The organism is Brucella sp. MAB-22 (assembly GCF_025908475.1).
Classification (GTDB): domain Bacteria; phylum Pseudomonadota; class Alphaproteobacteria; order Rhizobiales; family Rhizobiaceae; genus Brucella; species Brucella anthropi.
The window spans coordinates 2,687,713-2,700,248 of record NZ_CP109782.1 but is presented as its reverse complement, the minus strand read 5'-3'; the positions used below and the strand labels follow the sequence as shown (position 1 = coordinate 2,700,248).

The following is a 12,536-nucleotide window of genomic DNA, read 5'->3' as shown; positions in this document are numbered from 1 at the left end:
TCCCGGCCTTTTCTATTCGCGATAATCAGTTGGCCCATTCGCCGCTGCGCATCACTGGCTCTCGGGTTCCATCCGCATTGATGCCATCGACGTCGATCTGGCCGGAGCCAATCATCCAGTCGATATGGATGAGACTCGAATTGCCACCCTGCGCCTTAATCTGTTCCGGTGTCAGTTTTGCGCCGTCGATAAAGCACTTGGAATAGCACTGGCCAAGCGCGATGTGGCTTGCGGCATTTTCATCGAACAACGTGTTGTAGAACAAAAGCCCGCTCTGCGAGATCGGCGAGGAATGCGGCACCAGTGCCACCTCACCCAGATGACGGGCACCTTCATCCGTATCCAGCACCTTGTTGAGCACTTCTTCACCGCGGCTTGCCTTCGCCTCGACAATTCGTCCACCTTCAAAACGAACCGCGATATCCTCGATCAATGTGCCCTGATGCGACAGAGGCTTGGTGCTCGTCACATAGCCCTCGACCCGTAGTGCATGAGGTGTGGTGAACACTTCTTCCGTCGGAATGTTCGGATTGCAGGTAATCCCATTCTTCGCCGTAGACGCGCCGCCGTGCCATTCATGACCGTCGGCAAGTCCGACCGTCAGATCGGTGTTCGGACCTTTGAAATGCAGGGCGCTATAAGCCTTGCCGTTCAGGAAGCGGGTGCGGGTGCGAAGCGCTGCATTGTGTGCCGCCCATGCGCCGACCGGATCGTCGACATCGACGCGCGAAGCCGCGAAGATCGCATCGGCCAGCTTGCGGGTCGCGATGTCCGCCGGTTCGTTCGGAAACATAAGCTTCGCCCATGCCGGATTGGGATAGGAGACAATGTTCCAGTTGATATCGAAACCGGCAATCTTTTCGAGAGCCGGCTGATAAGCTTTCGAGTTGGCCCGGTTGGCGCGTGAAACCTTGGCCGGGTCCTGACTGGAGAGGAGCATCGGATTATCAGCTGCAATGGCCAAACGGGCAGCGCCATTCGAATAGGCCTTCGCCATTCCCTGATAGAGCCAGCTTGCCGCACGATCGAAACTCGCGTCGGATGCGTTCTCGTAACGCGCAAGCGCCAATTCGTCATCCGCGAAGAATGGCGTTACCAGTCCGGCTCCAGCCTTGTAAGCATGCTTGGCGATAAGGCGAACCAGCGGCAAGGCCACGACCGGTGCGGTAATGACGAGATCCTGCCCCTCGCGCAATTGCAGACCAACGCGAACGGCGACTTCCGCGAGACGTTCGAGTTTCACCGGATCGATGACTGGGTTCAGCTGTTCATGAGCCATGGGTGGAAGACCTTTTTGGATATGGAATCACCGACAGTTTATCAGACGGCATAATTTCACCACCTTTTTTCCTGCCTTTGCAGTATAGTAATTCTGCAGTCAGTTGCAGGAGAAAGCAGACAGTAATGAATAAGAAAATGCTTATTTTGCTGGGCGTTATCGGCCTTCTGGCGGGCTGCGTGACCATGACACCTGAACAACGTCGTGCGGCCGACGAACAGACCTGCCGCAGCTATGGCTTCAAGGCCAAAACTGACGCTTTCGCCAACTGTCTCATGCGACTGGACCTCGATCGCAGAGCTGACCGGCGTGCCTGGCAGAATCAGGTCGATTTCTACGACACTCCGATGGTGATCTATCGCCCGATCTATCGCTGAAACTTTCGCCGAAAAGCGACGACAATCAGCCAGAAAAATCAAAACGCCGGTAAGGTAGAACCAGACCGGCGTTGCAGATTATCTGATTGTAAAATCGCCTCTTATAGCGGTGCTTCTGGACGGTCCTGGGACAGAAGAAGCGCGCCAATGGCGTCAGCCTGCTTCTGGCTTGCCGGAGCATAGCCAAGCGATGTCGGCTGCGGGGCTGTCGTATCGAATTGCGGCTGGTAGGAAGCCACCTGCATATGCTGTTCCTGCTGAGGTGCAGCCACACCGCGATGGCGTGCCAGTCGTTCGCCACGGGCCTGCGGACCAGCACCAGTGCTCTGTTCCACACTTTGAGCCTTTGCCGCTTCCGCGAGTGCCACCTGAACGGTCGGTTCCGTTCCCGGAACTGGACCGGTCTGCGGCAGGGTCACGTCATAAGACGGATCCTGCGGAACGGAAGGCGATTGCGGCGAATAGGCCATAGCCAGATTGTATGGCTCCTGCGGAACCGGATTTTGCAGCGAACCGTCGCGATTGCGCTTCTCGTAGAAGGAATTTCCACCGGCTACGAGCACGTAATGCATATTGTTGTAAGGGAACTTCAGACCCGCCGTGTGGAAGAACATGGCGTTCTTGAGCTTCGGATGACGCTCACCCTTCAGAACCGCGTCGGCAGCGGCCTGAACATCAGGCAGCGCCTTGGAATTCATCTGGCGGGTAAGCACACCGGGCGCAAACTGGTTCTTCTGACCGACGACACCGCAAATCGTATCCGGATAACGTCCCGACGCGAGACGGTTCATGACGACCGTACCAACAGCCAGAAGACCGTCGGAACTCGAACGATTGGATTCGAAGAACATCGCACGTTCAAGGCAATTCTTGTCCCGTGCGGTGTAGGTGTAGGTCTTCACGCCATTGACGGATTTGACGTGGCTTGCCGCCGTCTTTTCCGAATTGGCTTTTCCCGAGGTTCCGGTTGTCGTGCAACCGGTCACCACGAAAGGCGCAATCACCAGCCCGATAAGAGCGGGCAATTTCCACTTCGCGGCGCGCGTCAATGGCTCAGTCTCATGTTAGGACCCTTAACTGATCCAGTCATCCATTCAGGCGAACACATCTGGAACGATGTGCGCGAACGTCTGACTGCGGTGCAAGTCAAAGAGGACGAAGATCAAAATCGCACGTCCTACAGTCGCTCAATCGAATTCAAGGTTTTGGAATTTTTAGGCCAAAAAAAGGCGGCGGGTCAAATCCCAACAATGCTGGAGACCGCTGAAAAGTCCTAAAACAATTCCGAATCGAGATTGCGAATGTGCCTACAAGCCCTTTAAATATATTAATAATTCCTTAACGAGAATTAGCGATTCAGGTAAGATATTGATTTAACGAGATTCAAAGTCTCGCAATACACGCCATATCGCTGCCTTAATTCGCTTTTGCTTGTACTTTTTTTGCATACACATTTGTGGTGTTTCAAATCTTCTGCAGAATTTCTGCTTCCAAGCCGGTTCCATTGCTCTTTGTCAACTTTGACAACAGATTTGTAACATCGCGTGAGATCATGCTTTTGAGACCCGTTTCGGGTTGTTGCAATGCGAATCGGGCGAGCACGATCCGCACCTTGCAAAGCTGGGTCTTAAACAAAAACGACCCACCACGGATACCGTGGCGGGTCGGACAAGTTCAGTTCCTGACGCCGAGATGACCGCAGCGGTCACCCGAAAGAATAACCCGCACCCCGAACGGTGCGGATCGGATCGAGCGCACGACCGACATTGATCGCCTTGCGCAGCCGTCCGACATGGACGTCCACCGTGCGGTCGTCGACATAGATGTCCGGTCCCCAAACGCCATCCAGAAGCTGGCTACGCGAGAAGACACGACCGGGCGACATCATGAAATATTCGAGCAGGCGGAATTCCGTTGGTCCGAGACGAACTTCCTTTTCCTTGCGATAGACACGATGCTGTTGACGGTCGAGAACTAGGTCGCCCACTTTCAGCACGTGCGAAAGAATGCTCGGATTCGACCGGCGCAACATCGCCTTGACGCGCGCCAGCAGTTCCGGCGTCGAAAATGGCTTCACGACATAGTCGTCCGCACCGACGCTCAGGCCGCGAACACGTTCGCTTTCCTCACCACGCGCCGTCAGCATAATGATCGGCAGGCGTTCGGTTTCCGGCCATTGGCGCAGGCGACGGCAGAGTTCGATGCCCGATACGCCCGGCAACATCCAGTCCAGAATGAGCAGATCCGGTACGTTCTCGCGCAAGGCGATCTCGGCTTCGTCGCCGCGCAGCATTGTATCGACCTGGTAGCCCTCTGCCTCAAGATTATAGCGAAGAAGAACGCTCAGCGCCTCTTCGTCTTCTACCACAGCGATTTTGGGTGCCTGTGACATCCAGTATTTCCCTATCCAAATTCGGCGGGCGGTGGATACAATCCCCCCAATCGACCGCGTGCCGCCGCGCTATTCACTCATTCTCAACCGCCAGACCGTGGTCCGGTCGGCTGCAGTTCAGGGTTTACGCGCCTCATCCACGACAATACCGTGGCTCAGGTCTTCCTTGGGTCGTTCGGCCGGCATTTGCAGGCCGGTCACGATGTAGTAGACGGTCTCCGCAATATTGGTCGCGTGATCGCCGATACGCTCGATATTCTTTGCGCAGAACAGAAGATGCGTGCAGGCGGAAATATTGCGCGGGTCTTCCATCATGTAGGTCAGCAGCTCGCGGAACAGTGACGTGTACATGGCATCAATCTCGTCGTCGCGGTCGCGAACGACATTGATCTGCTGCACCGAGCGCGATGCATAGGCGTCGAGAACATCCTTGAGCTGGGTCAGCGCCAGCTCAGCGAGTGTTTCGAGCCCGCGATAAAGCTTTACCGGCTGGCGTGATTCCGAAACGGCGGCAACGCGCTTGGCAATATTCTTGCCCAGATCGCCCACGCGTTCCAGATCGGCAGAGATGCGGATCGAGCCGATGATCTCGCGCAGGTCCACAGCCATGGGCTGACGCTTGGCGATAATCATCACAGCCTTGTCGTCAATCTCGCGCTCGCTGGCATCGAGAATGAGATCGTCGGAGATGACGCGCTGCGCGAGCGCATTGTCCGCATTGACGATAGCGGCGACCGACTGCTCGACCATACGTTCCGCATGTCCGCCCATTTCGGCGATCTTATGGGAGAGAAACTTCAATTCCTCGTCGTAGGAGCGAACGGTATGCTGAGACGGCATAGTAGACCTCGTAATATAAATTGCGGGGAAGCCGCACTGTCTATCTGTTGAAGCGCAGTTGCGGATCAGCCGAAGCGTCCGGTAATGTAGTCCTGCGTGCGCTTTTCGGTCGGCGCGGTGAACATGGTTTCCGTGTCACCCACTTCGACCAGATTGCCGAGGTGGAACATGGCGGTGCGCTGCGAAACACGCGCGGCCTGCTGCATGGAGTGCGTGACGATCACAATCGTATAGTTCTGGCGCAGTTCGTCGATCAGCTCCTCCACCTTCGCGGTCGCAATCGGGTCGAGCGCCGAGCACGGTTCGTCCATGAGAATGACTTCCGGGCTCACCGCAATCGCGCGTGCGATGCAAAGACGTTGCTGCTGGCCACCCGAAAGACCGGTGCCCGCATCGTGCAGACGATCCTTCACTTCCTCGAACAAGCTCGCCTTCTGCAAGCTCGTCACGACGATTTCTTCAAGATCGGCCTTGGTGCGGGCGAGACCGTGAATGCGTGGGCCGTAGGCGACATTTTCATAAATCGACTTCGGAAACGGATTCGGCTTCTGGAACACCATGCCGACACGGGCGCGCAGTTCGACGACATCGATCTTCGGATCGTAGATGTCTTCATTGTCGAGCGTGATCTTGCCACCGACCTTGCAGCCTTCGATCGTATCGTTCATGCGGTTAAGCGAACGCAGGAAGGTAGACTTGCCGCAACCCGAAGGGCCGATCAGCGCCGTGACCATCTTTTCCTGGATTTCCAGATCGACGTCGAACAGCGCCTGCTTCTCGCCATAAAATACGCAAACCTTGTCGCCGCGCATCTTTATGGAATTGGCGTTGGCGTTCATCTTTTCTCCTACGGCTTTCTCGAGAGATCGTTCAGTCATCAGGTTCATAGCTTTCGACTCCCGTTTACCAGCGGCGCTCGAAGCGGCGGCGCAGAATGATTGCTGCAATATTCATCACGGCAAGGAACAGAAGCAGGACGATGATAGCGCCTGACGTGCGTTCCACAAAGGCGCGTTCTGCTTCATTCGCCCACATGTAGATTTGTACAGGCAATGCCGTCGCTGGATCCATTGGCGTGGACGGCACGTCGGCGACGAAAGCCACCATGCCGATGAGAAGAAGCGGTGCGGTTTCACCAAGCGCATGGGCAAGGCCGATGATCGTTCCCGTCAGGATGCCGGGTGCGGCAAGCGGCAGGACGTGGTGGAACACCATCTGTGTTTTCGATGCACCAAGACCGAGGGCCGCAGCGCGGATCGACGGCGGCACCGCGCGAAGGGCGGCGCGGGTCGCGATGATGATGGTGGGAAGCGTCATCAGCGTCAGCACCAGACCACCGACCAGTGACGCCGAACGCGGCAGGCCGAAGAAATTGATGAAGACAGCAAGCCCGAGCAGACCGAACACGATGGACGGAACCGCTGCCAGGTTGTTGATGTTCACCTCGATCATGTCGGTGAAACGGTTCTTCTTGGCGAACTCTTCCAGATAGATTGAAGCGGCGACGCCGATAGGCAGCGACAGACCGAGAACGATCAGCATCATGTAGAGCGAACCGACAAGCGCGACGCCGAGACCGGAGGTTTCCGGACGGCTGGAGGCACCGAAGGTGAAGAGACCTGTATTGAAGGCCTCCTTCATGACGCCTTCTTCCGAAAGCATCTTCATCCAGCCTACCTGACGGTCAGAAACCTTACGGCTCGTCTCCGGCACGGAAAGGTCAATCTGACCTTTGAAGGCAGAATCGATGTCGGCGCCGGCCAGAACAGGAACGGTCTGCGTCGTGCCGATGAGCGATGGATTGTCCATCACCATCTTGCGCAGCTGAATGCGCACGCCGTCGGAATAGAAGCGGCCCAGATCACGCATCGCCGGACGGTCTGTCGCAGCAACACCCAGTTTTTCGGCCAATGCATTGCGCACCAGCAGCGGATAATTGGCCGTGATCAGCACATTCGGATCGGTCGCGCGCTTGTTGCCCGGGTCAATCACCTTTTCTTCAAGCTTGACCGGCAGATAAAGCGTCGTCTGCCAGAAGGCTGTATAGCCCTTGGAAAACACCGAGAAGAGAAGCGCGCACAGAAAGAACACGCCGATGGCGATCGCAGCAATACCGTAATAGCGGAAGCGACGTTCGGCAGCGTAGCGGCGTTTCAGTCCGATATCGCGGCGCGTCGGCTGTGCCGTGGCGCCGCTGGCGTTGAAGGTCGTATCGGTCATTATTCGTACTGCTCCCGGTACTTGCGCACGATATGCAGCGCAAAGATGTTCATGATCAGCGTCAGGACGAAAAGCGTGATGCCGAGTGCAAAGGCCACCAGCGTTTGCGGCGAGTTGAACTCAAGGTCGCCGGTGAGCTGGTTGACGATTTTCACCGTGATGGTGGTCATCGCCTCGAAAGGATTGATGTTGATGCGTGCCGCAACACCGGCGGCAAGAACCACGATCATGGTTTCGCCGATGGCGCGGGATGCGGTCATCAGAAGCGCGCCGACAATTCCGGGCAAAGCGGCAGGAAGGACAACACGTTTGACGGTTTCGGAGCGGGTTGCACCAAGACCAAGCGAACCGTCGCGCAATGTCCGCGGCACGGCTGTGATGATGTCATCGGAGAGCGAGGACACGAAGGGGATCAGCATCACGCCCATGACGAGACCAGCGGTCAGAACGCTCTGCGCCATGATGAAGCCCTGACCGCCTGCAATGGCAATCGAGAGATCGCGCAGGAAGGGCCCGACTGTCACAAGGGCGAAGAAACCGTAAACGATGCTGGGAATACCGGCCAGAAGCTCAAGGACCGGCTTGACGATCGTGCGCACTCGGGGCGACGCATATTCTGCCATGTAGATGGCCGAAAACAAGCCGACTGGAACAGCGAACAGCATGGCCACAAGGGCGATGTAAAGTGTACCAGCCAGAAGCGGAATGAGACCGAACTGGCCTGTCTCACCACCCGAGCCGGCGGCGGCAAAGCGCGGGTCCCATACAGTGCCGAAGAAGAACTCCCACGGCGAGACTGACTGGAAGAAACTGATCGTCTGGAACAACATCGAGCAGATGATGCCGACGGTCGTCAGAATGGCGATACCGGATGCGGCGATCAGCCCCCAGAGAACGATACGCTCGACATTATTGCGTGCACGCATGCGGCGGCTGATCGTGGAAAGGCCGAAGATCAGACCTGCGATGGCGATCACCAAGGAAACAGCCGAACCGATGGTGTGTGTCAGCGCCGTTGCCTTTTTCAGGTAAAGCGCGATAGGCACCATGTAATCCTGGCCTTCAGTCGCGAGCGCCACGCCCTTGGATGCAAGAACGGCGCGAGCATCCTGATAGTTTGCCGGGAAGCTTTCCAGTTCGGCAGGCGTCAGCCGGTCAAGCCCGTTGGCCAGACCACGCACCATGCCAAGCTGCAGGCTGCGATTGGTGAAAGAGCCGTCCTCGATAGCATCCGGCAGACGGGCGGTCGCGCTGTGATCGAGATAGACCGACGTTCCAACGGCCCATACAGCGAGAAACAGAATCGCAGGCAATGCAGAAACGAGGAAAACCCACCAGCCATGATAATGCGGGCGGGAATGCATTTTCTCGGTCGGCGAGGCTTTTGCGGAAGCAGACTGCGCCTTGTCCAGCGCAACGGCACGCTGGCGGCCTATGAAGAATCCGATCAGCCCGATTGCAACGATACTGACGAGAACCAGAAAGAAGGACATTCAATTTCCCCGGTTGCCCTGATGAATGCGGACGGTTTTAGGTGCAGCTTCCACCCATGCCGTTCCACGTGGATGCGCCTGTCATAGTGCAAAGGCGCGAAAGGAGAAGAACGCGGAGATTCGTCATCCCCGCGTTCCACAGATTAAAACTTACTTCGCAGCCAGCGTCTTGCCTTCGGTGAAGGCGGCGCGCTGTGCTTCACGTTCTGCGTCCGGAGCCGGAACCAGACCATATTCGGCGAGCGGGCCGTCAGGACCGATCATCTGGTCATTCAGGAAGAACTCAACATATTCCTTCAGACCCGGGATAACGCCGAGGTGAGCCTTCTTCACGTAGAAGAACAGCGGACGCGACACCGGATATTCGCCCGAAGCGACGGTTTCAGCCGAAGGGGTGATGTCGTTGACGGTCGCAACCTTCAGCTTGTCAGCGTTGTTTTCGAAGAAGTAGAGGCCGAATACACCAACGCCGGTCTTGTTGGAGTCGATGCGGGCGAGCGTTTCGGCATAATCGCCGTCGATGTCGACAGCTTTGCCGTCCTTGCGCACTGCGATACAGGCGGAAGCGGCAGCCTTGTCGTCAAGACCGGTCTTCTTGATTTCGTCCAGAGCGCCGGAGTGCTTGCAGCCGTCGGCGAGAACCTTTTCTTCAAACACTTCGCGGGTGCCGTGCTTTTCGCCTGGGATATAGGCAGCAATGTCCCAGTCCGGAAGGTTCGGGTTGACCTGATTCCACTTGGTGTTCGGATTGTCGACCAGCTTGCCGTCGACGACGAGCTTGGCTGCGAGAGCCTTGTAGACATCTTCCGGCTTCAGCTTCCAATCCGGACCCTTGGCGTCGGTCGCGAAGACGATGCCGTCATAGCCGAAGCGCACTTCCTGAACATCCTTGACGCCAGCGTCGATGCACGACTTCAGTTCCGAGTCCTTCATGGCGCGCGATGCATTGGCGATATCGATGGTGTTTTCACCGACGCCTTTGCAGAATTCCTTGATGCCTGCGCCCGAGCCGCCCGATTCAACAACCGGCGTCTTGAAGTTCGGGAAGGTTTCACCGAAGGTCTCGGCGACGATCTTCGCATAAGGCAGAACGGTCGAGGAACCGGCAACCTGAATCTGATCGCGCGCCTGAGCGGCGGAAACCGACATAACGGCAGCGATGGCAAGCGCTGCGGTCGAGGAAATCATCTTGTTCATGAGCTGCGGCTCCTGTTGTAAAAGACATATGACGATGTGGCGTCGTTAGCCCTCTACGCGCTCTATATTACATTCATATGACACTATTGTTACAGGTTTGTATCAGAGCCGCTTGCCAGTGATTTTGTGGGGTTTTGCCGTGCCTTGAACCGGCAAATATTTCGGGCTTTAAAAATGCGGCAAACGCGCACCGAGATCTTCAATCCCCGAAACATCGACATTGGCGAAGGCAAAGCGCAGAAACGCTTCCTGTCCTTCACCGAAGAACCGGCCCGGCAAGGTGATGATGCCGAGTGACTTCGCAAGGCGCTCGGCCACCTCGACCGATGAGGCATCCGGATAAGGATGACGCACAAAAGCGAAATAGGCGCCAATTGCTTCCACATGCCAGCCTTCGATATTGGCCATGACCGACCGCAATGCAGAGGCACGCCTTGCAATCTCGCCGCGATTATCGTCACGCCAGCCGGTCAACGGCTCGATGGCGCGTGCGACCGCGATCTGTGGCGCGCGGCTTGCGCATATCTGCAGATTGTCCATGACTTTTGCAACGTTCTCGACCATCGCCTTGCCCGCGACAATCGCACCAAGCCGGTGCCCCGGAATGCAGAACGATTTTGAGAAGCTGTAAAGCTGGATCAGATGCGACGACCAGTCCGCCTCGTCAAAAAGCCGATGCGGCGGTTCATTGGCATCGGCCATAAAATCGCGATAGGTCTCGTCCAGAATGAGCCATGTTCCATTGTCGCGACAGAGCGCATAAATTTCTGCAAGGAGCCCATCCGGATAAATTGCCCCCGTTGGGTTGTTCGGGGAAACAAGCGCCAGCGCCGCAATACCCGGACGAAGCACAGCCCGGACATCTTCCGCGCTTGGGATGAAACCATTCTGGGCATGGCAGGGCACCGAACCTGAAGCGATGCCGAGCATTTCCAGCGATGAACGATGGTTGAAATAGAACGGATCGGTGGTCAGCACCCTATCGCCACTTTGCGCCACACACATGATGGCAGCGATAAAGGCCTGATTGCAGCCGGATGTAATATGGACGTTGGAGGCGTCGATCCGCGCGCGATAGAGCTGTCCGACATGCGCAGCATAGGCTTCGCGCAGAACCTTTTCGCCCTCAATCGGACCGTAACCGGCAGAGGCGACCGATCCGGCTGCCTCGCCGAGCAAGTGCAGCATGTCTGGATGCGGAGGATAGCCGGGAACAGCTTGCGACAAATCAATCAGAGCACCACGCGACCCGCCATAATCCCGCGCCCAGGCCTGTACCGCTGGAATGGGCGGCGCGGAAAGGCGATTAATCAGCGGATTGACGGCAGGCAAGGACATTGGCGGCTCCCATGGTGGTTTCGGCCACTCTTATCGCGATCGATGGTGTGGTTGAAGCCATTATTCGCTCGGACGCGAAAGCACGTAAACAGCCGAGCCGAGCATGAAAACAGTTACCGATGTTGCCAGCAGCCAGCCGGGTTTCGCGCCCCACCAGAACAGGCCATAACCGACCGTCATACCAAGACAGGCATAGAGCTTTGCACGTGGCGGAATGGCTCCACGCTCACGCCACTTTATGACCAGGGGACCAAAACGCTGATCGGCAAGCAGGCGAGCCTCAAGCTTCGGCGATGATCGTGCAAAGAACCAAGCGGCAAAAATGATGAAGATCGTTGTTGGCATGACCGGCAGGAAAGCACCGATGATGCCAAGCGCCAGCATAAGGAAGCCGAGGCAAAGATAGAGTATCCGCTTACCCGCCGAAATTGCTGGCGAAGCGGTCTCGATCCTGTCTTTTTCCGGGTGGTCCTGCATGGCGTTCCATCGTCTGATCTGGACGCTTATAACAGGATTCTAGCGCTTTCGTGCAGGTTCACAGCGGTCAAAGAAATGTCATCCCACTGCCTTTCAGCCCCTGTGGATAACTTTTTGAGACCGGTAAGGAATTGTAAAACACAGTCATAAATTGCAGCTTTGCCTCCGAAATGCCTTATTTCCTTAACTTTGCCACTCAGGATGAAAACTTGTTCTACAAATAAAAATTGCAACGCAATCGCACCGAACCTCCGTCCGGGTAAGCAGCTCTTCTTGCAATCAATGCGCGAAAACAAGGCGCAGCAAAGGCTGCCGCAGATTCCTAACGAATCGTAAACGGTATTACAGCAACCAAACAGAATCTTTCCTAATATTCCTTGGTTATGTTTATCTGATTAAATAAACAACGTGTAGTATAGGATGATTTTCCCGATGCGATATAGATTCAATTATCGCATAATGTTCTCATTCGAACCACGTCAGCGCCACATTTAGATTCCAGTTCGCGATTGTCTTTCTCAGCGACAACTGTGGGACACCCCGTTAACAACTAGTGGATCTGGCATGACTTTCAAGACCCGTATGGCTATGCTCGCCGTTGCGGCAACCGGTCTTCTCGCGACCACCGCAATCGAGGCTTCAGCACAGCAATGCGGCGGTGCCTCCTGGTACGCCCTCACTTCCCGTACGGCTTCGGGTGAACGTATGAACCCGGCCGGCCTGACCGCAGCACACCGCACCCTGCCGCTTGGCAGCAAGGTCAAGGTTACCAATCAGAGAAACGGCAAGTCACTCGTCGTGCGCATCAACGATCGCGGCCCGTTCATCAAGGGACGCGTCCTCGACCTGTCGAAGGGTGCCGCAGGCCGCCTTGGCTTCATCGGCGCGGGACACACCAAGGTCTGCTTTACGCCGCTTTGATT

Annotated in this window: 12 protein-coding genes; 2 read left to right on the top strand and 10 right to left on the bottom strand. The window is 56.4% G+C overall.

The genetic code is table 11. The features are described from left to right. Nucleotides 1-25: 25 nt before the first annotated feature. Nucleotides 26-1,279 carry an aminopeptidase gene (locus OHI65_RS22560; RefSeq protein WP_012091006.1) on the bottom strand — a complete coding sequence of 418 codons (1,254 nt, stop codon included), beginning with the start codon at nucleotides 1,277-1,279 and terminating at the stop codon, nucleotides 26-28. Between the two features lie 125 nt (nucleotides 1,280-1,404). On the opposite strand from OHI65_RS22560, the gene OHI65_RS22555 reads away from it, so the two are divergent. Beyond that, nucleotides 1,405-1,656 (top strand): hypothetical protein, encoded by a 252-nt coding sequence (locus OHI65_RS22555; RefSeq protein ID WP_040129057.1) that lies wholly within the window; start codon nucleotides 1,405-1,407, stop codon nucleotides 1,654-1,656. A 101-nt stretch (nucleotides 1,657-1,757) separates the two neighbouring features. Here OHI65_RS22555 and OHI65_RS22550 read toward each other — a convergent pair whose 3' ends face one another. The 9 genes from OHI65_RS22550 to OHI65_RS22510 form a co-directional block, all read right to left on the bottom strand. Then, nucleotides 1,758-2,705, bottom strand: coding sequence for a cell wall hydrolase (locus OHI65_RS22550; protein ID WP_010657757.1), 948 nt, complete (start codon nucleotides 2,703-2,705; stop codon nucleotides 1,758-1,760). Nucleotides 2,706-3,361: 656 nt separating this feature from the next. Beyond that, on the bottom strand, nucleotides 3,362-4,048 hold the full coding sequence (phoB, locus tag OHI65_RS22545) for a phosphate regulon transcriptional regulator PhoB (protein ID WP_006468130.1): 687 nt from the start codon (nucleotides 4,046-4,048) through the stop codon (nucleotides 3,362-3,364). Between the two features lie 117 nt (nucleotides 4,049-4,165). Continuing rightward, nucleotides 4,166-4,888: a phosphate signaling complex protein PhoU gene (phoU, locus tag OHI65_RS22540; RefSeq protein ID WP_010657755.1), complete on the bottom strand. Its 723-nt coding sequence runs from the start codon at nucleotides 4,886-4,888 to the stop codon at nucleotides 4,166-4,168. Between the two features lie 65 nt (nucleotides 4,889-4,953). After that, nucleotides 4,954-5,727 carry a phosphate ABC transporter ATP-binding protein PstB gene (gene pstB / locus OHI65_RS22535; protein ID WP_010657754.1) on the bottom strand — a complete coding sequence of 258 codons (774 nt, stop codon included), beginning with the start codon at nucleotides 5,725-5,727 and terminating at the stop codon, nucleotides 4,954-4,956. 64 nt (nucleotides 5,728-5,791) lie between these two features. Further along, the gene (gene pstA, locus OHI65_RS22530; protein WP_029926188.1) at nucleotides 5,792-7,108 is read right to left on the bottom strand and encodes a phosphate ABC transporter permease PstA; all 1,317 of its coding nucleotides are present in this window, start codon (nucleotides 7,106-7,108) and stop codon (nucleotides 5,792-5,794) included. Further along, complete coding sequence (gene pstC, locus OHI65_RS22525) at nucleotides 7,108-8,601, bottom strand: phosphate ABC transporter permease subunit PstC (RefSeq protein ID WP_010657752.1); 1,494 nt, start codon at nucleotides 8,599-8,601, stop codon at nucleotides 7,108-7,110. Before pstC ends, pstA begins: the two co-directional genes overlap by 1 nt. 150 nt (nucleotides 8,602-8,751) lie before the next feature. Continuing rightward, entirely contained in the window at nucleotides 8,752-9,798 is a 1,047-nt protein-coding gene (locus tag OHI65_RS22520; RefSeq protein ID WP_012091010.1) for a PstS family phosphate ABC transporter substrate-binding protein, read from the bottom strand. A 168-nt stretch (nucleotides 9,799-9,966) separates the two neighbouring features. Then, complete coding sequence (locus tag OHI65_RS22515; RefSeq protein WP_185757980.1) at nucleotides 9,967-11,130, bottom strand: aminotransferase; 1,164 nt, start codon at nucleotides 11,128-11,130, stop codon at nucleotides 9,967-9,969. 66 nt (nucleotides 11,131-11,196) lie between these two features. Beyond that, entirely contained in the window at nucleotides 11,197-11,613 is a 417-nt protein-coding gene (locus OHI65_RS22510) for a YbaN family protein (RefSeq protein WP_010657749.1), read from the bottom strand. Nucleotides 11,614-12,177: 564 nt separating this feature from the next. Here OHI65_RS22510 and OHI65_RS22505 point away from each other — a divergent pair. Further along, nucleotides 12,178-12,534, top strand: coding sequence for a septal ring lytic transglycosylase RlpA family protein (locus OHI65_RS22505; protein WP_010657747.1), 357 nt, complete (start codon nucleotides 12,178-12,180; stop codon nucleotides 12,532-12,534). The last annotated feature ends 2 nt before the right edge of the window (nucleotides 12,535-12,536 follow it).

What these genes read in the sequence shown, in the direction of transcription:
- OHI65_RS22560 (WP_012091006.1), bottom strand. Translation starts at nt 1,279, where the DNA reads ATGGCTCATGAACAGCTGAACCCAGTCATCGATCCGGTGAAACTCGAA.
- OHI65_RS22555 (WP_040129057.1), top strand. Translation starts at nt 1,405, where the DNA reads ATGAATAAGAAAATGCTTATTTTGCTGGGCGTTATCGGCCTTCTGGCG.
- phoB (WP_006468130.1), bottom strand. Translation starts at nt 4,048, where the DNA reads ATGTCACAGGCACCCAAAATCGCTGTGGTAGAAGACGAAGAGGCGCTG.
- phoU (WP_010657755.1), bottom strand. Translation starts at nt 4,888, where the DNA reads ATGCCGTCTCAGCATACCGTTCGCTCCTACGACGAGGAATTGAAGTTT.
- pstB (WP_010657754.1), bottom strand. Translation starts at nt 5,727, where the DNA reads ATGAACGCCAACGCCAATTCCATAAAGATGCGCGGCGACAAGGTTTGC.
- pstA (WP_029926188.1), bottom strand. Translation starts at nt 7,108, where the DNA reads ATGACCGATACGACCTTCAACGCCAGCGGCGCCACGGCACAGCCGACG.
- pstC (WP_010657752.1), bottom strand. Translation starts at nt 8,601, where the DNA reads ATGTCCTTCTTTCTGGTTCTCGTCAGTATCGTTGCAATCGGGCTGATC.
- OHI65_RS22520 (WP_012091010.1), bottom strand. Translation starts at nt 9,798, where the DNA reads ATGAACAAGATGATTTCCTCGACCGCAGCGCTTGCCATCGCTGCCGTT.
- OHI65_RS22510 (WP_010657749.1), bottom strand. Translation starts at nt 11,613, where the DNA reads ATGCAGGACCACCCGGAAAAAGACAGGATCGAGACCGCTTCGCCAGCA.
- OHI65_RS22505 (WP_010657747.1), top strand. Translation starts at nt 12,178, where the DNA reads ATGACTTTCAAGACCCGTATGGCTATGCTCGCCGTTGCGGCAACCGGT.